Source organism: Candidatus Pelagibacter bacterium nBUS_28, from assembly GCF_051200915.1.
Taxonomy (GTDB): Bacteria; Pseudomonadota; Alphaproteobacteria; order Pelagibacterales; family Pelagibacteraceae; genus Pelagibacter.
In genome coordinates this window covers 1,051,703-1,073,673 of record NZ_CP172844.1, presented here as the reverse complement: position 1 = coordinate 1,073,673, position 21,971 = coordinate 1,051,703, and the positions used below count along the sequence as shown (strand labels likewise).

General features: G+C 27.0%; 18 protein-coding genes, 2 tRNA genes and 1 other RNA gene. 19 read left to right on the top strand and 2 right to left on the bottom strand.

The genetic code is table 11. The features are described from left to right. The first annotated feature begins 53 nt into the window (after positions 1 to 53). The 5 genes from ACIJYC_RS05690 (at position 54) to ACIJYC_RS05670 (ending at position 4,404) form a co-directional block, all read left to right on the top strand. Entirely contained in the window at positions 54 to 515 is a 462-nt protein-coding gene (locus tag ACIJYC_RS05690; RefSeq protein ID WP_435162634.1) for a GatB/YqeY domain-containing protein, read from the top strand. Then, positions 515 to 2,290 (top strand): DNA primase, encoded by a 1,776-nt coding sequence (gene dnaG, locus ACIJYC_RS05685; RefSeq protein WP_435165441.1) that lies wholly within the window; start codon positions 515 to 517, stop codon positions 2,288 to 2,290. The genes ACIJYC_RS05690 and dnaG overlap by 1 nt, the downstream gene beginning before the upstream one ends. A 67-nt stretch (positions 2,291 to 2,357) precedes the next feature. After that, the gene (rpoD, locus tag ACIJYC_RS05680; protein ID WP_435165438.1) at positions 2,358 to 4,184 is read left to right on the top strand and encodes an RNA polymerase sigma factor RpoD; all 1,827 of its coding nucleotides are present in this window, start codon (positions 2,358 to 2,360) and stop codon (positions 4,182 to 4,184) included. An 8-nt stretch (positions 4,185 to 4,192) separates the two neighbouring features. Continuing rightward, positions 4,193 to 4,267: transfer RNA gene (locus tag ACIJYC_RS05675), tRNA-Val, on the top strand. Between the two features lie 60 nt (positions 4,268 to 4,327). Beyond that, positions 4,328 to 4,404: transfer RNA gene (locus ACIJYC_RS05670), tRNA-Ile, on the top strand. Between the two features lie 12 nt (positions 4,405 to 4,416). Here the strand turns inward: ACIJYC_RS05670 and ACIJYC_RS05665 are convergent. Together ACIJYC_RS05665 and ACIJYC_RS05660 are read right to left on the bottom strand one after the other, a co-directional pair. Next, positions 4,417 to 5,010 carry an MlaC/ttg2D family ABC transporter substrate-binding protein gene (locus tag ACIJYC_RS05665; RefSeq protein WP_435165436.1) on the bottom strand — a complete coding sequence of 198 codons (594 nt, stop codon included), beginning with the start codon at positions 5,008 to 5,010 and terminating at the stop codon, positions 4,417 to 4,419. Between the two features lie 21 nt (positions 5,011 to 5,031). After that, positions 5,032 to 5,820 carry an MlaA family lipoprotein gene (locus ACIJYC_RS05660; protein WP_435165433.1) on the bottom strand — a complete coding sequence of 263 codons (789 nt, stop codon included), beginning with the start codon at positions 5,818 to 5,820 and terminating at the stop codon, positions 5,032 to 5,034. A 70-nt stretch (positions 5,821 to 5,890) separates the two neighbouring features. On the opposite strand from ACIJYC_RS05660, the gene ACIJYC_RS05655 reads away from it, so the two are divergent. The 14 genes from ACIJYC_RS05655 to murB all read left to right on the top strand — a co-directional run bounded on the left by ACIJYC_RS05655 (position 5,891) and on the right by murB (position 21,970). Next, a complete protein-coding gene (locus ACIJYC_RS05655; protein ID WP_435165431.1) occupies positions 5,891 to 6,640 on the top strand; it encodes an N-acetylmuramoyl-L-alanine amidase in 750 nt (249 codons plus the stop codon). Between the two features lie 41 nt (positions 6,641 to 6,681). Then, positions 6,682 to 7,036, top strand: an RNA gene (gene rnpB, locus ACIJYC_RS05650) — RNase P RNA component class A. Between the two features lie 250 nt (positions 7,037 to 7,286). Next, positions 7,287 to 7,754, top strand: a complete 468-nt coding sequence (mraZ, locus tag ACIJYC_RS05645) for a division/cell wall cluster transcriptional repressor MraZ (protein WP_435165429.1) — start codon at positions 7,287 to 7,289, stop codon at positions 7,752 to 7,754. 3 nt (positions 7,755 to 7,757) lie between these two features. Next, complete coding sequence (ftsZ, locus tag ACIJYC_RS05640) at positions 7,758 to 9,239, top strand: cell division protein FtsZ (protein ID WP_435165426.1); 1,482 nt, start codon at positions 7,758 to 7,760, stop codon at positions 9,237 to 9,239. 18 nt (positions 9,240 to 9,257) lie between these two features. Beyond that, positions 9,258 to 10,268 carry a 16S rRNA (cytosine(1402)-N(4))-methyltransferase RsmH gene (gene rsmH, locus ACIJYC_RS05635; protein WP_435165423.1) on the top strand — a complete coding sequence of 337 codons (1,011 nt, stop codon included), beginning with the start codon at positions 9,258 to 9,260 and terminating at the stop codon, positions 10,266 to 10,268. Continuing rightward, complete coding sequence (locus tag ACIJYC_RS05630; protein ID WP_435165421.1) at positions 10,265 to 10,570, top strand: cell division protein FtsL; 306 nt, start codon at positions 10,265 to 10,267, stop codon at positions 10,568 to 10,570. The genes rsmH and ACIJYC_RS05630 overlap by 4 nt, the downstream gene beginning before the upstream one ends. Further along, entirely contained in the window at positions 10,570 to 12,261 is a 1,692-nt protein-coding gene (locus tag ACIJYC_RS05625; RefSeq protein WP_435165418.1) for a peptidoglycan D,D-transpeptidase FtsI family protein, read from the top strand. The genes ACIJYC_RS05630 and ACIJYC_RS05625 overlap by 1 nt, the downstream gene beginning before the upstream one ends. Before the next feature lie 2 nt (positions 12,262 to 12,263). After that, positions 12,264 to 15,101, top strand: a complete 2,838-nt coding sequence (locus ACIJYC_RS05620; RefSeq protein WP_435165415.1) for a UDP-N-acetylmuramoyl-L-alanyl-D-glutamate--2,6-diaminopimelate ligase — start codon at positions 12,264 to 12,266, stop codon at positions 15,099 to 15,101. Positions 15,102 to 15,108: 7 nt separating this feature from the next. Further along, on the top strand, positions 15,109 to 16,194 hold the full coding sequence (gene mraY, locus ACIJYC_RS05615; protein WP_435165412.1) for a phospho-N-acetylmuramoyl-pentapeptide-transferase: 1,086 nt from the start codon (positions 15,109 to 15,111) through the stop codon (positions 16,192 to 16,194). Next, entirely contained in the window at positions 16,194 to 17,495 is a 1,302-nt protein-coding gene (murD, locus tag ACIJYC_RS05610; RefSeq protein ID WP_435165409.1) for a UDP-N-acetylmuramoyl-L-alanine--D-glutamate ligase, read from the top strand. Before mraY ends, murD begins: the two co-directional genes overlap by 1 nt. Continuing rightward, positions 17,485 to 18,612, top strand: coding sequence for an FtsW/RodA/SpoVE family cell cycle protein (locus ACIJYC_RS05605; RefSeq protein ID WP_435165406.1), 1,128 nt, complete (start codon positions 17,485 to 17,487; stop codon positions 18,610 to 18,612). Before murD ends, ACIJYC_RS05605 begins: the two co-directional genes overlap by 11 nt. 1 nt (position 18,613) lies before the next feature. After that, entirely contained in the window at positions 18,614 to 19,681 is a 1,068-nt protein-coding gene (locus ACIJYC_RS05600; protein WP_435165403.1) for a UDP-N-acetylglucosamine--N-acetylmuramyl-(pentapeptide) pyrophosphoryl-undecaprenol N-acetylglucosamine transferase, read from the top strand. Further along, on the top strand, positions 19,671 to 21,065 hold the full coding sequence (gene murC, locus ACIJYC_RS05595; protein ID WP_435165401.1) for a UDP-N-acetylmuramate--L-alanine ligase: 1,395 nt from the start codon (positions 19,671 to 19,673) through the stop codon (positions 21,063 to 21,065). Before ACIJYC_RS05600 ends, murC begins: the two co-directional genes overlap by 11 nt. Next, complete coding sequence (murB, locus tag ACIJYC_RS05590) at positions 21,065 to 21,970, top strand: UDP-N-acetylmuramate dehydrogenase (protein WP_435165398.1); 906 nt, start codon at positions 21,065 to 21,067, stop codon at positions 21,968 to 21,970. Before murC ends, murB begins: the two co-directional genes overlap by 1 nt. The last annotated feature ends 1 nt before the right edge of the window (position 21,971 follow it).

The window sequence follows — 21,971 nt, the reverse complement described above, 5'->3', positions numbered from 1 at the left end:
AAAAAACAATTTTTCTTTTGAAGATTTTTTTCTTTGAAGTAGATTAAATAATTATGGCATTAAAAGAAACTATCGAAACTGAATATAAAAACGCACTAAAAGCTAAAGATAAAACTAAAATATCAACCTACAGGTTAATATTATCATCTATTAAGGATTTAGACATTGTGAATAGATCTGGTCCTAACAAAAAAGATACTGATGACGAAGATATTAAAAAGCTTTTAAAAAAAATGGTTAAACAAAGAGCCGAATCGATAGATATTTATAAAAAAAACAACAGAACAGATCTTTTAGAAATTGAGCAAAATGAATATGAAATTTTAACAGCGTTTTTACCAAAACAGCTTGGCGAAGAAGAAACTAAGAAAATATGTGCTGAAGTTATATCAAAACTTGGAGCAAGTTCAGTTAAAGATATGGGAAAAGTAATGGGTGAATTAAAAAAACTACATGCTGATGAAATTGATTTTGCAAAAGCAGGTCCACTAATTAAGGAACTATTGGGCAGTTAATGAAATACCCCAAAGAGTACTTGGATGAAATTAAAACGAGACTTAAAGTTTCAACAGTCGTATCAAAGTCAGTTGCATTAAAGAAAAGAGGCAAAGAATACGTAGGTTTGTCTCCATTTAAAACTGAAAAAACTCCATCATTTACAGTTAACGATGAAAAGGAATTTTATCATTGTTTTGCAACGTCTGAGCATGGAAATATTTTTGATTTTGTAATTAAAACACAAAATTTTAAATTTGGTGAGGCTGTTAAACACCTTGCTCAGCTAGCTGGTATGCAGCCTTATATGTTTTCAAAGCAAGATGAAGAAAGAGAAAAAAAATGGAAGGAATATCTATCAATCTATAGTCAGTATGTTGATTTTTATCACAGTGAGCTATTAAAAAATGAAAAATACTCTAACGCTAGAGACTATTTAAAAAAAAGATCACTAGGTAGAGAAGAAGTTAAAAAATTCAAAATTGGCTACATAGAAAAAAATCCCAGTTTTTTTGATAAATTAAAAAATGAATTTAGTGAACAAGCTTTAGTGGAGAGTGGATTGTTTTACCTGGATGAAAAGAAAAAAATATATGTTGAAAGATTTAGAGGAAGATTAATTTTTCCAATAAATAATATTTCAGGACAGCCAATTGCTTTAGGTGGAAGAATAATAGAAAATTTAGACTACTTAGCAAAATATATTAATTCACCTGAAACAACTTTTTTTAAAAAAGGTTCAAACCTATATAATTTAGATTTAGCTAGAAAATTATCTAACAAACTAGATCACATTTATTTAGTTGAAGGATACATGGATGTTGTTGGATTGAGTAAAAATGGAATTGAAAATGTAGTTGCTAACCTTGGAACTTCACTAACTGATAAACAAATTTTAACTTTAAATCAGTTCTTTGACGATATTATAATTTGTTTTGACGGTGATGAGAGTGGATATAAAGCTGCTCTTAGAGCTGCTGAAAATTCTATAAAAGAATTAAGACCTGAAAAACAAATATCCTTTTTATTTTTACCGAATAAAGAAGATCCCGATAGCTATGTTAATAAACATGGAAAAAACTACTTTGTAGATTTTACAAAACAAAGCAAGTTATCCATTCATCAATTTATTTTTAGTCATTACAAGAAACAAACTGAAAATAACCCATCTTCAATGGCAATATTTGAAAAAAAACTTAGATCTATAGCAAATACGATTAAAGATGATTTTATTAAAAAATATGTGCTTGAATATTTTTTGGAAAAAATTGCAGAGTTAACTCCTCACTCCAATCAAAATAAAAAAAAGTTTTATATAAAAAAAACAAAATCACTTGACTCAACTAAAAAATATTTTAACGAAAGCCAATCAATAACTGGTGTAGAGTTAAAAGAATTTTCTTTACTATATCTACTTCTAAATAATCTATCTCTTTTTCAAGCAAATATTCATTTAATTGAAAATATAAAGCTATTCACAGAAATAAATAAACAAATATTTAATTCCATTATTGAAAGACTAAAGTCTGGTGAGCAAATTAGTATTGAAGATGTAAAATTGGATAAACAGCTATTAGATAAGATAAATAAATTTGCTCCAATTAAATATATTCTGAAAAATAAATCTGAAAATGACAATCAAGCAATAGAGTTACTTGATGATATTTCTAAAGATTTGTTTAATTACGATCTTGAGTTCAGAATCCAAGAACTAGAATCGAGGTTTTCAAAAGATATGAGCCAAACAACATTTAATGAGCTAAAAGACCTAAAAAAAGAGAGAAAAATCAACTAATCTCAATAAATTAGCAATGGATTTTTGTTAATTTGATATTATATAAGTCTTTCAAACTTATATTGCTGTGGAAAGAATAATTACTAAATCATTTGCTAGATTAATGGGTAGAGGAACTCACAGAGGGTTCATCACTTATGAAGAGTTAAATAAATCTCTTGGAAAAAGAAATCTATCTGATGAAAATTTATCTCAAGCATTCATTCATATCTTAGATGAAGGTGTAGCCTTAGTAGAAAAAAAATCTGATTTTAAAGTTTTAAGAAAAAAAGAAGGATCGTCTAAAGAAGAAGGTAAGACGATGGAGAAAAGTGATGATCCGATAAGAATGTACTTGAGAGAAATGGGCGGTGTAGAATTGCTTTCAAGAGAAGGCGAGATTGCAATTGCTAAAAGAATTGAAGCTGGAAAAGATGTGATGTTGATTGCTTTATCGCAAAGTCCAATGACTGCCCAACAATTTTATGAGTGGAATGATCAATTACAGAAAGATGAAATTTTAGTTAGAGAAATTATTGATATTGACACAAATTATATGGAAGATGAGTCTACTGGTCCTAGTGCTAAACAAAAAAATGCAGGTGAGACCGATAAAGATGAAAATTCTGGTGATAGTGATGATGATGATTTTAATCCAACACTTGCTGCCATGGAAACTGAAATTAAGCCAAAAGTTTTAAAAACGGTAAATATACTAACAAAAGAATATACAAAATTAATAAAATACCAAAAAGAAAAATTAGACTGTATTTTAAATTCACAAAATTTTTCTCCTGCTAAAGAAAAAGGATATCAAAAAATTGTAGATGACATTTTAGAAAACATTAAGTCACTTCAGTTATCGCCTTCTGTTTTAGAGGAGCTAGTTCAAAAACACTATGTTGAAAATAAAAAAATTATATCTTTAGAGGGAAATCTTTTAAGACTAGCAATGGATCACAACATTCCCAGAAATGAGTTTATTAAGTTTTATATTGGCAATGAGATTAATCCAAATCTTAAAAAATTTTTAGATACCAACTTAATTTGGAAACAGTTTTTTGCAAAAAATAAAGAAGAGTTTAAAAATATTAGAGAAAGATTAATTGAGATCAGTCATAAGCTAGGAATGTCTGTAACAGACTTTAAAAAATTGGTTAGTAGAGTTCAAAAAGGTGAAAAAGAGTCTAGAATTGCTAAAAAAGAAATGGTTGAAGCCAATTTAAGATTAGTAATATCAATTGCTAAAAAATATACAAACAGAGGTCTTCAGTTTTTAGATTTAATTCAAGAAGGTAACATTGGTTTGATGAAAGCTGTTGATAAATTTGAGTACAGAAGAGGATATAAATTTTCTACTTATGCTACTTGGTGGATTAGACAAGCTATTACTAGATCAATTGCTGACCAGGCTAGAACAATAAGAATCCCCGTTCATATGATTGAAACTATTAATAAGATTGTAAGAACTCAAAGATTAATTTTAAGTGAGTTTGGAAGAGAAGCAACTCCTGAAGAATTAGCTCAAAAACTTAGAATGCCACTGGATAAAGTAAGAAAAGTTCTAAAAATTTCTAAAGAACCTGTTTCATTAGAAAAGCCTGTAGGCGATGAAGAAGATAGTAGTTTAGGAGATTTCATAGAAGATACAAAAGCGCTAGCACCTTTAGAGCAAGCTATTAAATCTAATCTTGGCGAAGCTACAACTAAAATTTTATCCACTTTAACACCAAGAGAAGAAAGAGTATTAAGAATGAGATTTGGTGTAGGAATGAATACGGATCATACTTTAGAGGAAGTTGGTCTTCAGTTTTCTGTAACAAGAGAAAGAATTAGACAAATTGAGGCAAAAGCTCTTAGAAAACTAAAACATCCTAGCAGGTCTAAACAATTAAAAAGTTTCTTAGAAAGTTAATTTTTAACGGGCCGTTAGCTCAATAGTAGAGTACTGCATTGACATTGCAGGGGTAGTTGGAGCGTAACCAACACGGCCCACCATTTAAATATTATCTATAATTGATAACTTATAAAAAATGATATAATTAACACTATGATTTTGGGCCTGTAGCTCAGTTGGTTAGAGCAGTACACTCATAATGTATTGGTCCCAGGTTCGAGTCCTGGCGGGCCCACCAAATTCAATTAAATTAATTAGAAGAAAAGTCAGTTAAATTTCTTAAAAGAGCTTCAATACTTCCATCATTAGAATTGATAATTGAATTAAACTCTTCTTTTTGGGTTCTGGCTAAGCTTAATCCCTCAATAATTAAATCTCTTATCAATAAATTATCAGGATTTTTTGTATAAACTCTCCATTCAATTTTAACTTCGGGTCTACTTTCTGTTCCAATAAGCTTACTTAGTACTATTGTATAGTTTTTATTAATTACATTTTTTGAAATAACTTCAATTTCTGGATTAGAATATTCAGCAAGTCTGCTTGAAAAACTTTTTAAAAAATATTTTTTAAATACAGTTTTATAATCTGACAATTGATTTTTATTCAAATTTTTTCTGTGTGAGCCCAAAGAATAAAGGCCTATTCCATTAATATCTACTGAATCAATTGCTATTTTTTTTAATTCTTCAACCCTTTCCTCTTTGGAAAGGTTTCCACTCAGTGTACTTGCAGCTCTATTAACTGTTGATTGAATAAAAACGTCAGATTCTATTGAAAGAGAAATGCTAGTGTTAGAGATAAAAATTATTGAAAATAAAAAAAAAGTAAGAGTTTTTTTCATTTATTTATATTTAAGATAAAATTATTTAGTTTCTATTTCTTCCCAATCACTATCATCCATCGTTTCTATGATTGTATTAGAATTTGATATCTTCATTTGTCTATCCTGTAAATATAAGCTTCTTACAGAAGCATAAAAGTCCATAGAGTTTTTTTCTAAATTTTCAAATGAGTCAATATTCTTTGCTCTAAAGTCTATTCCAGCTGCTGCTCTTGTGCTCCAATAATCAAAATCAGAAAAATGTTGAGTGTTATTACCAACAGTCATATTATACCAAGGATCTCCACCCACAACATTGGCAAGAGAACCTATGGTGTCCCTAACAGTAGATGGTCCAATCACAGGTAGCACTAGGTAACAACCAGGCCCTACACCTAAAGTACCAAGTGTTTGCCCATAATCTTCTTTTTCATATTCTGGAAATCCCATCATATCTGCTACATCAAATATTCCAACAATACCAAATGTTGTATTAATTACAAAACGTCCAGTGTTAATCCCTGCTTTTTTTAATTCTCCTTGCAGAATATTATTTGGAATTGTTGCAAGCGTAGATAAATTATCAAGAGCATTACTCGTTCCAGCTCTCAATGGTGAAGGTAACACTCTGTAGACTTTTGCTACTGGTTTGAAAATTACTTTATCTATACCTTGGTTAAAGGCAAATGTTGCTCTATTTAAGGGCTCAAAACAGTCTTTAATTTCAGCTTGAATATTTTTTTTTGTAAGTTCGTTTTCCCCATCTGATGCTGCAAATGCTGATGCAGAAAGCATTAAAACTATTAAAGACATCTCTATTAATTTTTTCATTTGAATTTTAATTATATAATACATAATAATTAAATGTAAATCGCGATTAAGCTCAAAAAATGACTAAATAATGGCTTATAAAACAAGTTTAAACTACTCCCCAAGCTTTGATTCTAAAAAAAGAAAAAAAAACCAAATTAAATTTATTGTCTTCCATTATACAGGAATGAAAAGTGAAAAAGCTGCAATCAAAAGACTCACTGATTTTAAGTCAGAAGTTAGCTGTAATTATTTAATAAAAAAAAATGGAGAGATTGTTACCATGGTCCCAGATTTATATATTTCATGGCATGCAGGCAAATCATTGTGGAAAAAATATCAATCTTTAAACAAAAATTCTATTGGTATTGAGATTACCAATCCCGGGCATAGGCATGGATATGAGAGATTTTCTAACTCTCAAATAAGATCTTTAATAAAATTGAGCAGATCTTTAATCAAGAAATATAAAATTAATTTAAAAAATATTTTAGGACATTCTGATATTGCACCAGAAAGAAAGAAAGATCCAGGAGAAAAATTTCCTTGGGAATATTTAGCAAAAAAAAATATTGGTTTTTGGCATAACTTAAATAAAAAATTACTTTTAAAAAAAAGGAAAATAAAAATTGATAGTAATCAAAAAAAAATATTCATAAAAAATTTATTTAAAATTGGGTATCCAATAAAAAAATTTAAAAAATTAGCACCTTACTCAGAAAAAAATTTAAATCTAATCACAAAAGCCTTTCAAAGAAGATTTAGGCAAGAGTTAATAACTGGCATTATTGATAAGGAGTGTCTTATAATTAGTCATAATTTAGCAAAAAAGCTTAATTAAATTTACTTGAACTTTTACTTATTGGTAATACATTGGGATTGCCAGATAAATGATTTATCGCTTTAATTTATTAAAGAGGAAAGTCCGGGCTCCACAAGGATACAGTGCCAGATAACACCTGGCGGGGGTAACCCTAGGGATAGTGCCACAGAAAATAAACCGCCATAACATGGCAAGGGTGAAAAGGTGTGGTAAGAGCACACCGGTTCTATTGGTAACAATGAACGCTGGAAAACCCCACTGGGAGCAAGACTAAGTAGAGATGACATTGTTATAAAACTAAAAGCCATCCTTGGCTGGTCATCAGGGTTAGTTGCTTGAGCTTAAGAGTGATCTTAAGCCTAGACAAATGATAGGTTTAAATGACAGAACCCGGCTTATAATTTATCTGGCAATGTTCCTCAAAGTTAATTTTGAATATAAATGAATGTTCTTGTTTAGATTCACTACTGAACCATCATTGCCCTTTTTCAATCTTATGACGTATTTTTAAATATTTAATAATTTGAACTTATTAACAAGTTTGATACTAAAAAATTCACTAATAGCATTCAAAAATTAGTAAGAATCAGTATTTGACACCAAATTAAATTACCCATATATTCCCATATATTCCCAAATATGGAATTTAAAGATTATAAAATATATGTTTTTATCTACTTGCGAGAACAGATTAGACAAAAAAGGAAGAGTGTCTGTGCCTGCTAGTTTTAGATCACATTTATCTAATTTAGGATATAATGGTGTTATTTGTTATCCATCATTTAACAATTCATCGATTGAAGCATGTTCCCAAGACAGAATTGAAAAAATTTCATCAGCAATTGACTCTTTAAATCCATTTGAAGAGAAAAGAGATTTTTTTGCAACATCTATTTTAGCTGAAAGTATTAATTTACAATTTGATAGTGAGGGAAGAATTTCACTTTCATCAAAATTATTAAAACATGCGAAGATAAAAAATAACATGTTGTTTGTTGGTCAGGGTCAAACCTTTCAAATTTGGGAACCAACAGCATTTGAAAAATTTAAGGTAACTGCAAGAAAGAAAGCAAATCTTAACCGTGCAAACCTTAAATGGGAAAAACATTTTAACAATAACGAGGGGAAATAACAGATGACAATTAACTTTAAAGCACCAGAAATTAAAGAACTGCAGCCAAGACTTTTAGTAATGGGAGTTGGTGGAGCAGGTGGAAATGCAATTAATGAAATGATTGAAAATAATCTACAAGGCGTAGAGTTTATTGCAGTCAATACAGATGCGCAGGATTTGAAGTTAAGTAAATGCAAAACAAGAATTCAAATTGGTTTAAATTTAACCAAAGGTTTAGGTGCTGGTGCAAAACTAGATATCGGTCAAGCAGCTGCAGATGAATCTTTAAATGAAATAGTAAATACTTTGCAAGGTTCAAATATGGTTTTTATTGCAGCTGGTATGGGTGGTGGAACGGGCACTGGTGCTGCTCATGTAATCGCTAGAGCTGCCAAAGAATTAAATATTTTAACTGTAGGTGTTGTTACTCTTCCATTTTTATACGAAGGCCCCTCTAGAATGAGACGAGCACAACAAGGTTTGGAAGAATTAAGAAAACATGTTGATACAATTATAGTAATTCCAAATCAAAACTTATTTAAAATTGCTAATGAACAAACAACATTTGAAGATTCATTTAATCTTTCAAATAACGTTCTAATGCATGGTGTTCAAAGTATAACTGATTTAATGGTCAGACCAGGTTTAATCAATCTTGATTTTGCTGATGTAGAAACTGTTATGGCTTCAATGGGTAAAGCAATGATGGGAACTGGTGAAGCAGAAGGAGAGGGTCGAGCACTTAAGGCAGCAGAGATGGCAGTAAGCAATCCATTGATTGATGATTATACTCTTAAAGGTGCAAAAGGATTGCTAGTTAATATTACTGGTGGCAAAGATCTTAAACTTTTTGAAGTTGATGAAGCAGTTAACAAAGTAAGAGCTGAAGTTGATCCAGAAGCAGAATTAATAATTGGCGCAATTACTGATGCTGAATTAGATGGAAAAATGAGAGTATCAATTGTTGCAACGTCGCTAGATGGTCAACAACCAGAGACTAAATCTGTGATAAACATGGTTCATCGTATCCAAAATAGAAATCCAGGATATTCAGATTTTTCTAACATTGGATCATCTGCATCCTTTAATTTTTCAAATTCGATTTCTACTCCTGTTTCACATGGTGCAAATGCACTAAAAGTTGAAAATGAAATTGTTCAGGAGCACACTCAAGAACAGATTAATTCAAATGTTACAAATGAAGAGATAGTTCATAGTAACAGTATTGAAACGGAAAACGTTGTTGAAGATAGTTCTGTAAACGAGATTGAAAAATCTTTTACTCAAGAAGCAATGGAATCAACTCAAGAACAAACAGTTGAAGAGAGTATTCAAGAGGATGTTTCGAATGATCTAAAAGAATTTGGTGTTGACTCAGATGCACCAGATTTATTTAGCTCAGAAACTGAAAATTCAAGTTCAGATGATTTGCTATCTTCAAGTGATGGAGAAGAAGATGATGATCTTGAAATACCAGCATTCTTAAGAAGACAAAAAAATTAATGGTCTTCAAAGAAATAAATGGACGCCACCATAGTACCGGTAGTAAAAAAGCATTATCCGGTAATGCTAAAAGAAATTATTAGCATTATTTCCCCTCAATATGGTGGCACATTTATTGACTGTACTTTTGGACAAGGTGGTTATTCTAAAAAAATATTAGAGTTTGAAGACACCAAAGTAATAGCGTTAGATCGGGATATCGAAAGTGAAGTAAAAGCCAATCAATTAAAAGATAAATTTGAAGATCGATTTTTATTTAAAAATATTAAGTTTAGTCAATTAAATAATCTAAAACTTAAAAACGAAAATGTTAAAGGAATAATATTTGATCTTGGCTATTCTTATGTTCAAATCAAAGATCCTAAAAAGGGATTGTCATTTGACTCTAAAGGTAACTTAAATATGCAAATGGGTTTAAATAATTATTCTGCTGAGGATGTAATTAATAAACTTGATGAAAAAGAGTTAGATAAAATATTCAAATTTTTTGGAGATGAAAAAGAAAGTAAATTCATAGCTAGAAATATTATTAAGGAAAGATCTAAGAAAAAAATAGACACCCAAACACTTGTTGAGATCATAGATAAAACAAAAAGAAAAAAAAACTTTAAGGTTCATAGTGCTACAAAAATTTTTCAAGCTTTACGAATTTTAGTTAATAGAGAAATAAGTGAATTAATTTTTGGACTAATTAATGCAACCAAAGTTTTAAAGAAAGATGGTGTATTAGCTGTAGTTACATTCCATTCATTAGAAGATAAAATTGTAAAATATTTTTTCAAAAGTCTTTCTGAAAAAAAAAGTATATCAAGATACGCTCCTATTACAGACCAACCAGAAACATTACTTAAATTAAATGAAAAAAAAGCAATTACACCTTCTGATGAAGAGATTAGTGAAAACTTACCATCAAGATCAGCAAAACTTAGATATGCGATTAAAAAAAATGACTTTTACGATTTTAAAACTGATGTTTTAGAACAATTTAGTAGCTTAATTGAGATAGAAAATTTTGGTAATAAGTTATGAAAAAAATTGTCCTAGTATTAGTTATTTTTTCATTAATTTTATTTACAGCAATTATTAAAAATTCTGCCAAAAAAAATGAGGATAAACTTTTCACAGTAAAAGAAAATATTAGAATTTTAAATTCAGAACTTGAGAAGATTAAGTTGGAATTTGATTTCCTAAGTTCTTCTGACAAATTATTAGAGTTTCAATCACTCTATTTTGAAAATGATTTAATACAAAAAAAAATTGAAAATATAAAAGTCTTTAAAATTACAAATAAAGATAAAGAGATTAAAAATTTAAAAATAATTAGAGACTAGTGGAAAAATTAAGATCAAAAATTATTATTGAAGATTATAAAAATAATTTTGATTTTAAAAAAAATAATACAAGTTTAAATATTGAATTTAATAGAGTGGCATTTGTATTTTTTTTCTTTTTTATTATTTATTTAATCTATACAATTCATTTAATTCATCTTGGATCACGAAAATCTAAGATAGAATTAAATAATGATCTGCCAATGTTTACCAACAAACTATATAGAGCTGATATTGTTGATATAAATGACAATTATTTAGCTAAAACAATAAAATCTATTGATATAGGTATAAAGACATCAGATGTAATAGATAAGAAAAAACTTTTATTAAGCTTAAATATCATTTTTCCAAATAAAGATTTTAATAAAATTAAAAAGCAACTTAATACAAAAAAGTTTTTTTGGTTAGAAAAAAAAGTCTCAGAGGAAAACTATGAAAAATTAATGAAACTTGGAGATAATTCTATAAAACCTGAGGAGAAGGTTTTAAGGATCTATCCTCAAAAAAATCTTTTTAGTCATATCATTGGTCAGATAGATGATGATAATAATGGAATTTCAGGTTTAGAAAAATCATTTGATGAGATTCTCAGAAATTCAAAAAAACCAATAAAACTTACAGTCGATAAGGATGTGCAGTTTTTAATACGAAAAGAACTAATCAAATATCAAGAAATTTTTAAAAGCAAAGGTAGTGCAGCAATACTAATGAATGTGAATAATGGAAATATACTTTCTCTTATTTCATTACCTGATTTTAATCCTAATGAAAGACAAAATATAACTGATGTTAATTTTATTAATAGAGTAACTAAAGGAACTTATGAGCTTGGCTCAGTTTTCAAACCATTTACATTTGCAAGTGCTTTAAACGAAGATTTAATAAAACCAGAAACTAAGTTTTTAGATTTACCAAAATCTATTCGTTGTGACAAACATAGGATTGGTGAATATGATAATAAAATTCCTTCAGATCTCACAGCAGAACAAATTTTGATTAGATCAGGTAATATTGGCTCTGTTAGAATTGCCCAGTTAGTAGGACCAGAAAAACATAAATCCTTTTTAAAAAAGGTTGGTGTACTAAATTCAATTGATTTTGATATAGATGAAATAGCTCCCCAAAAAGATTATAATTTTGGCAAATGTAGATTAGCTACAGCTTCATTTGGCCATGGTGTTGCAACTACAATTCTTCAGCTAGCAAAAGGTTATGCGGTAATATCTAATGGAGGTTATGATATTAAACCGAGTTTGATTAAAAAAACCACTGAAACAGAAGAAAAAAAAAATAGATTAATTAATAAAGGAGTTTCTTACCAAGTTGTTATGACTTTAAGAAAAATTGTAAATACAGAAGAAGGTACTGCAAAATTTGCTGACGTACCAAATTATGAGATTGGTGGCAAAACAGGAACTGCTGATCAACCAGAAGAAGGATCTTATTCTGAAGCAAAGATAAATACTTTTGCTTCAATATTTCCAACATCAAATCCACAATATGTATTTATTGTTATGTTGGACACACCCCAAAAAGCAAAAGATTATTATTATAAATATAGGCATCAAAAAGGTGGCTGGAAGGGAACCTTGTATAATACAGCAGGTTGGACTTCAGTAGAGGTGGCTGGAAAAATAATGGATAAAATTGGGCCTATTTTAGCCACAAAATATCTAGAAATTAATTAATTATGTTTTTAGGAGATTATTTTCAAAATATTCAATCTACTTATAAAAAAATTTTTTTTTCAGGAATTTCTTTTGATAGCACTCAAATAAAAAGAAATAATATTTTTTTTGCAATTAAAGGAAATAAAATAGATGGTAATTACTTTGTGTCATCTGCAATCTCTAACGGCGCAAAAATAATAGTAACTGAAAAAAAAATTAATGGACTTAAAAATGGTATTTTATTTATTCACTCAAACAATATTAGAAAGTTATTAGCTGAAATATCATTTAAAATTAATAACAAAATTCCAAATAATATTATTGCAGTTACTGGTACAAATGGAAAATCCTCTATTTCTGATTTTTATTATCAAATATTAGATTTGAATAATAAAAAAGTTGCATCAATTGGAACATTAGGGGTTAAATCAAAAAAATATAAAAAAGATTTATCTAATACTACAATAGACCCAATTCAATTAAGTAAGATTTTAAATAAATTAAAAAAACAAAATATTAACAATGTCATTATGGAGGCTTCTAGTCATGGTCTAAGTCAAAACAGGCTGGATGGCTTATTGTTTAATACAGGAATATTTACAAATTTATCACAAGATCATTTGGATTATCATAAAAATACAAAAAATTATTTTAAAGCAAAACTATATTTATTTGAAAAATTGATAAAAGAAAGAGGCAATATAATAACTGATGAAAAAATACCAGAATTCAAAAAAATAAAAAATATAGCAACCAATAAAAAATTAAATCTTTTTTCATTATTAGATAAAAAAAATAATTTTCAATTCTTGTCTCATCAATATGAGGCCGAGTCTCAATTGTTGGAGATAAAATATAAAAATTCAATTCATAAAATTAGGCTTAATTTGATAGGAAAAATTCAATTTAAAAATGTATTAATGGCAGTCATTGCCTCGATCAAAAGTAGCATCAATATTAAAGACATAATTAATATAATACCAAAAATTAAGTCTGTAGAGGGAAGATTTGAAAGAGTTGGCAGAATAAAAAACAACTCAAAAGTAATTTTAGACTACGCACATACACCTGATGCTTTAAAAACTTGTCTTAGAAATATAAAAGAACAATTTCCAGATAAAAAAATAACTTTAGTGTTTGGTTGTGGAGGAAATAGAGATCAAAATAAAAGAGCCAAAATGGGTAAAATCGCTGATATTTTTTCAGACAAAATTTATCTTACAGATGATAATCCAAGACTAGAAAAACCTAGTAAAATTAGAAAAGATATTAAGAAAGGGGTAAAAAAACAAAAAGTATTAGAATTTTCTAATAGAGCTAAAGCAATTGCAGAGGCAATAAAACATTTAAATACAGGTGAGATTTTACTTGTAGCTGGAAAAGGTCATGAAAAAATTCAGGAAATTGGAGTAAAAAAAATTTTTTTTTCAGATAAAAAAACTATTCTTGATGCAATAAAGATTAAAAATTTAAATTTATCAAATGATTTAAAGGTTAATATACTTAATGAGCTTAGTGAAGAAGAAAAAATCTCTAACAAAATCTCTTTGGAGAAAGCTAGAATTAATTCAAAAGAAATAAAAAAAAATGATATTTTTTTTGCAATTAAGGGAAAAAAAAATGATGGTAACAAATTTATAAGTGAAGTTTTCAAAAAAAAAGCATCAATTGCAGTAGTTAATAAAATTGAAAAAAAAATAAATATTTCTCATCAAATTAAAAGCAAAGACTCTCTAAAATTTTTAACAAAAAGTTCTGAGCTATATAGAGAAAATATAAAAACAAAAATTATTGCTATAACGGGTAGCTGTGGAAAAACTTCATTAAAGGAGTTGTTGGCTAATTCACTCAAACAGATATCCACAGTTGGTATTTCACCTAAATCTTATAACAATAAGTATGGAGTTCCGTTAAGTCTTTTTAATTTAGATCAAAAAAATAATTATGGAGTTTTAGAAATTGGGATGGATAAAAAGGGTGAAATTGATTATCTCTCTAAAATTGTTAAACCAGATGTTAGTTTGATTACTAACATTAATTATGCACATGCTAAGAATTTTAAGAATATAAAACAAATTGCTTTAGCAAAATCAGAAATAATTAATAATACAAAAATTAATGGTTTTATTGTTCTAAACGCAGATGATAATTTTTATAATTTGCATAAAAAAATAGCCAATAAAAGAAAACTTAAAATTTTATCATTTGGTATTAATAATCAAAATGCAAATATAAAACTGGTAAGTATTAAAAAATTTTCCAATAAGTTTAAAGCAACATTTAGAGTAAATAATTTAAAAACTTATTTTTTTATTTCTAATAATTTTCAAAACAATATCTTAAATATTTTAGCCACCATATCTGTAATGAGTATTTTTATAGATATATCTAAATTAAAAAAAAATATTTTTATAGGTTTTAAAACACCACAAGGTAGAGGAGATATTGCTAAAATTAAGGTTGGTAACAAAAAATTAAACTTGATAGATGAAAGTTATAATTCAAACCCGCTGTCTCTTAAATCTGCAATTTTAAATTTTGATAAAATTAAGATTAACAAAGGAAAAAAATATTTATTATTGGGTGATATGTTAGAACTAGGAAAACACTCAAAAAAACTTCATTTATCTATAGGAAAAATAATCAATAACACAAAAATAGACAAAGTCTTTGTTAGAGGGAATAAAATTTTATTTGCATATAATTGTATTTCAAAAAAAAAAAAGGGTAGGGTGTTGAATAATAATTCACAAATAATTGATTTGATTAAAAATGATTTAGATAATAATGATTATCTCATGGTTAAGGCCTCAAATGCGACAGGATTCAATAAAATAATAAGCGAAATCAAAGGATAAAAATAAAATGCTTTATCAATTTTTACTTAATTTCGTTGATACCTTTGGGTTTTTAAACGTTTTTAAATACATCACCTTTAGAACAGGATTATCCTTATTTACCTCATTAACTGTAGTTTTGTTAATTGGAGGACCTTTTATAAATTTTTTTTCAAGTAGAAAAATTGTTAATCCTATACGTGATGATGGTCCGCAAGATCATATTATAAAAAAAATTGGCACCCCAACAATGGGAGGAGTAATTATTTTATTTGGATTACTATTTTCTGTTTTATGTTGGGGAGATTTATCAAACTTAAGTGTTTTATTTTGTATTTATATTGCTATTTCATTTGGCTTACTTGGAGCTTTGGATGATTATAAAAAAATAAAACAAAATAACTCATCAGGAATTTCATCTAAATTTAAAATATTATCACAAGTTATAATAGCCATATTAGGAATTAGTTTATTTCTTTATTTTGTTGATTATCAAGAAATTACAAATTTATACTTTCCCTTTTTTAAAAATTTAATAATTAATCTTGGGTGGTTTTTTATTCCTTTTTCTGTATTTGTAATTGTAGGTTCATCAAATGCAGTAAATTTAACTGATGGACTTGATGGATTAGCTACAGTTCCTGTGATTTTAGTTGCAGGTTGTTTTGCTTTTATAAGTTATGTAACTGGAAATATTGTTTTTTCTGATTATTTACAAATCCCATATATTGAAGGCACTGGCGAAGTTTCAATTTTTTGTGGTGCAATAATAGGATCATGTTTAGGATTTTTATGGTTTAATGCTCCACCTGCTAAAATTTTTATGGGCGACACAGGCTCTTTAGCACTAGGAGGCACTTTAGGTGCTGTTGGAATAATTACAAAACATGAAATAGTATTAGCAATTATAGGTGGGCTGTTTGTTCTAGAGGCTGTTTCGGTAATGGTACAAGTAATTTCTTTTAAATTAACTGGAAAAAGAATTTTTAGAATGGCACCAATACATCATCATTTTGAAAAAAAAGGATGGGCAGAGTCAACTGTGGTAATTAGATTTTGGATCATTTCAATCATTTTAGCAATGATAGGTTTGGCCACTTTAAAATTAAGATAATGATTGAAAATAAAAATATTTTTTTAGAAAAAAAAATATTAATTTATGGTTTGGGAAAAAGTGGAATTGCTTCATATAAATTTTTAAAAAATAAATCTAAAATATATTTATTTGACGATGATTTAACAAAAAAGTTTGAGAATCTATCATATCAAAGGCCAAAGAGTATTCAGGCAATATCTAAAATTAAGTTTGATAGTATTATTATCAGTCCTGGAATTGATATTTTAAATTGTAAATTGTCTAAATTTCTTAAAAAAAATATATCTAAAATCTATACAGATTTGGACGTATTCTACTCATTTTACAAAAATAAAAGCATAACTATTACGGGAACTAATGGAAAATCAACTACAGCTAAAATATTGCATGAAGTTTTATTGGATCAAAACTATGACTGTAGATTGGTTGGAAATATTGGGAATCCAGCATTATCTGAAAAAAAAATTACTAAAAATACTGTTTTTGTGATTGAGGCTTCATCTTATCAATTAGATTATAGTAGATTATTTACCTCAAAATACTCAGTAATACTTAATATAAGTCCTGATCACATAGAGAGGCATAGAAATTTAAAAAATTATATTAATGCCAAATTTAAGCTATTAAATTCTCAGTCTAGGGAGTCCATAGCATTTATAAAAGAAAATGATTTACTAATAAATAAAAAATTAAAAGGTAAAAAATATAATCCAAAAATTATTAGAGTTGATTTAAAAAAAGCTAATAAAATAATTAAACTTATTAAAAATAAATACTTTTTATCAACAGGAAACTTAGAAAATTTATCATTTGTTTTAAAAATTTCTGAAACATTAAATTTAAATAGTAAAACATTAATCAAAACTTTAAATAGATTTAAAGGGTTAAAATATCGACAACAAATTATCTATGAAAATAAAAATTTAACAATAATTAATGATTCAAAATCAACAAGTTTTGCTTCATCAGAAAATTTGTTAAAAAATTTAAGAAATGTTTATTGGATTTTAGGTGGCATTCCCAAAAAAGGTGATAAATTTAATCTATCAAAAAAGCACTGTAAGAATTTTAAAACATTTGTGTTTGGTAACCATTATAAAGAATTTAAAAAAAATATTAGAAATAAAATGCCTATCAATCATTTAAAATATTTAGAAGATATATTAAAAAAAATATTTTCTGATTTAGAAAATAAGAAGTTAAAAAAAAAAATCATATTTTTTAGTCCAGCAGGGGCATCATTTGATAGTTTTAAAAATTTTGAAGATAGGGGAAAATATTTTAATCAATTAATGAAAAAATTTCTTAATGCAAAATAATATTTTTTTATTTAAATTTTATCATCAATGGTGGAAGAATATAGACAAATCAATATTTTTACTTATTAGCTTGCTATTTATAATTGGACTTTTTTTCTCGTTAGTTTCTACATCATTAATTGCTTCTGATAAGTTAGATACAAATAGTTACTTCTTTTTTTTTAAGCATTTAATCTATATTTTTATTGGAATATTTATAATTTTTATTTTTTCTTCTCTAAAAACTAATCAATTATTTCATTACTCATATTTTCTTTTTTTTATCACTTTGGCTACTTTACTTTTAGTTCCCATTATTGGTGTTGAAGTTAAGGGATCCAAAAGATGGATAGATTTATTTTTTTTACCAAGATTTCAACCAATTGAATTATTAAAACCCTTTTACATTATCATGATTTCAACTATTTTATGTAGTGTCAGAACTTCAAATATTTATTTAAAATATTTATTATCAATAGTCCTAGCATCTATAATTGCTTTATTTCTTATAATGCAGCCAGATATAGGACAAACTCTTCTTGTTATTTTCTCTTGGGCAGTTTTAATTTTTACATCTGGAGTAAATATTTTTTTACTTTTTGGTCTTTCCATCATAGCTATTATTTCATTAGCTTACTTAATTATGTTCGTACCTAAGTTTGATTATATCCAAGGTAGGATTTTTTCTTTTTTTAATAGAGATACAGGAACACATAATTTTCAATCTGACAAAGCTATCGAGTCCATCACAAGTGGTGGTTACTTTGGTAAAGGAATTGGTGAAGGAACTTTAAAAAATCGAGTTCCAGAAGCACACACTGATTATATAATCTCTGTAATTTCTGAAGAGTTTGGTGTTGTTGCCATAATATTAATATTATTATTATTTTTAATTTTTATTTATATGGTCTTTAAAAAAATAAACTTTGAAAAAAATGATAAAATTAAACTTGTTTTAATTGGATGTGTAAGCTTAATTTTAATGCAAGCAACTATTCATATAGGTGTTAATATCAGATTGTTTCCCACCACAGGTATGACCTTACCATTTTTGAGTTATGGAGGTTCTTCAATAATAAGTATCTCAATAATATCAGGCATAATCTTAAATTTAACAAAAAGAAAAATAGAAAATTAAAATGACAGATAAGATTTTAATCTCTACTGGAGGATCTGGTGGCCATGTTATTCCTGCAATTACAATCCATGATCATTTAAAAGAAAATTATGATATATCAATTTCAAGTGATGTTAGGGGTCTTAAATATCTTGATGATAAATTTTATAAGATACTAGTTATTGATACACCCAAGTTAAATAATTTAATTTTATTTCCATTATCAATTCTAAAAGTATTTTTTTTAGTTTTAAAATCTTTGATAATATTAAAAAAAGAAAAAATTCAAATTCTTATTTCTACTGGTGGGTACATGTCACTTCCATTATGTATAGCAGCCTGGATACTAAATATAAAAATTTATTTGCTAGAACCTAATATGGTAATCGGAAGGGCAAATAAATTTTTTCTTAAATTTTGCAAAAAAATCATATGTTATTCAGAGAATATTATTAGTTTTCCAAAAAAATATAAAGATAAGTTAAATATTATAAATCCACTTATAAGAAAAAAATATTATAATAAAAAATTAAAAGAAAATAATAATAATAAATTTACTTTAATAATAATAGGAGGGAGTCAAGGTGCGCAAATATTTGATAAAATTTTGCATAAGTCAATTATTAAAGTTTCGAAGTTTAAACTTTTAAAGGTAATTCACCAAACAAATCAAAAAAACATAGATAATCTCAAAAATCTATATTTAGAAAATAAGATTGATAATACTGTTTTCAGCTATGATCAAAATCTTAATTTACTAATAGATCAAGCTGATTTGTGTATTACAAGATCTGGTGCCTCTAGTTTAGCTGAAATTTCTTTGTCTAAAAAACCATTTATTGCTATTCCATTACCAAGCTCTAAAGATAACCATCAATTAGAAAATGCTAATTATTATAAAAATAAAGGTTGCTGCTGGGTTGTTGATCAAAATAATTTTGATCAAAAAAAATTTGAAAATTTGTTACTAAACATATTGAACAATAAAGATGAAATACTTAAAAAAAAAAATAATTTAGAAAAATTAAATTATCAAAACACCTGGAATAATGTTAATCAAAATTTATTAAATATTATTAATGAAAATTAAATTAGCAAAATCAGAAATTATTCATTTTATTGGAATTGGTGGAATAGGTATGAGTGGATTATCACTTATAATGAAGGGTAAAGGATTTAAAGTTCAGGGTAGTGATATTGCAAGTAATAAAAATATTGAAAGATTAAAAAAAGATAAAATTAAGATTATAATTGGACATAAAAAGCAAAATATTAACAAAGCAACAATTGTAGTAGTTTCTTCTGCAATTAAAAAAAATAATCCTGAATTAATAGAGGCAAAAAAAAAACAACTGCCGATTTATAAAAGAGGAGAAATGCTAGCTAATATTGTTTCTTTAACAAAAAATATTGTAGTTGTTGGCTCTCATGGAAAAACAACCACAACATCACTAATAGCTTCGATTTTTCAAGAAACTAAAATAGATCCAACCATTATTAATGGAGGTGTAATAAATTCTATCAACAATACTGCAAAACTTGGTAAAAGTGACTGGTCTATCTTAGAAGCTGACGAGTCTGATGGTAGTTTTGTCTACGTTCCACCGACATATTCAATAATAACCAATATTGATAGAGAGCATATGGATTTTTATAGCTCTATGGATGAGTTAAATAATTATTTTATTAAGTTTGTAAAAAAAGTTCCATCCTTTGGAAAATCTTTTATTTGTATTGATGATAAGAATAATAAAAATTTAATTAAGAGGCTGAGTAATAAAAATTTTTATACATATGGAACAGATTCAAAATCAAATTTTTGTATTAGAAATATTAAACAATCAAAAGATTATTCTGAGTTTGATTTAAAGATAATTTTGCCAAATATAAAAAAAAAATTAATTAAAAAAATTAAAATACCTTTATTAGGAATACACAATATAAGAAATTCAGTTGCAGCATCAGCTTTGGCTATTACAGTTGGATTAACAGTTTCAAGCATTAAAAAAGGGTTAAAAAACTTTAAGGGTGTTCAAAGAAGATTTAATAAAATTTTCACCTTTAATAAAGTCGACTTTTTTGATGACTATGCCCATCATCCAACTGAAATCAAATTTGTGTTAGAAGGAGTAAATAAAGTTTATAAGGGATATGAAAAAATATGTATTTTTCAACCGCATAGAATATCAAGATTAAAAGACTTAAAAAAAGATTTTACTTATGCATTTAAAAATGCAGATAAAGTAATCTTACTTCCTATTTATACAGCAGGAGAAAAAATATCATTAGGTTTTAAATATGAAAATTTTGCAAGAGAAATAATCAAAAACTCAAAAGTAAAACTATTTTTAGTAGATGATAGATTTCAATTAGCAAAATATATTAAAAATAATATTTATGGAAAAAAAATAGTTATTGGAATGGGTGCAGGGACTATCTCAACTTGGATGAGAGAAATGCCTAAATATTTATAATGAGCATTAACCAAAATGATTTGTTATCAGAATTTAATGAAAATATTAAATTTGATTATAATTTAAAAAAAAGGAATTGGTTTAATATAGGTGGTAATGCTAAAATTTTCTATAAAGCTGAAAATTTGAAAGAATTAATTAAATTTTTAAAATTAATAGAAAATAAGGAGAAAATATTTGTTCTAGGAGGGGGCTCAAATACTCTTATTACTGATAAAACTTATGATGGTGTTGTAATCAAGTTATCAAATAATTTTAATAATATTTCCCTTCTGTCTGAAGACGTAATTATTGCTGGAAGCGCAGTTAGTGATAAATCACTTTCAGAATTTGCAGTGGATAATAGTTTGGGTGGATTTGAATTTTTATCTTGTATACCTGGTACAGTTGGAGGAGGAATAAAGATGAATGCTGGTTGTTTTGGAAGAGAATTTAAAGATATCCTAATCTCAGTACAAGCTATAAATAAATCAAGACAAGTTGTTACAATCCCAGCAAAAGAAATTAATTTTAAATATAGAGATAGTGGATTATCTAATGATTTAATTTTTTTAAGTGCATCTTTTAAAGGTTTCAGTAAAAAATCAGATTTGGTAAAGAATGAAATGATTAAATTAAAAGAAAAAAAAGAAAAAGCTCAACCTACAAAGATTAAAACAAGTGGAAGTACTTTTAAAAACCCATTAGGTCAATCAGACAAAAAAGTTTGGCAATTAATTAAAGAGTCAGTTCCTCTAGAAAAATCATTTGGTGATGCTGGTATTTCTGAAAAACATTGTAATTTTTTTGTAAACAAGGGCAATGCTAGATTTGATGATATGAAAAAATTAATAGAATTTGTGTCTGAAAGTGTTTTAAAAAAAACTGGTGTAAAGCTGCAAACAGAAATAAAAATTTTAGAATAAA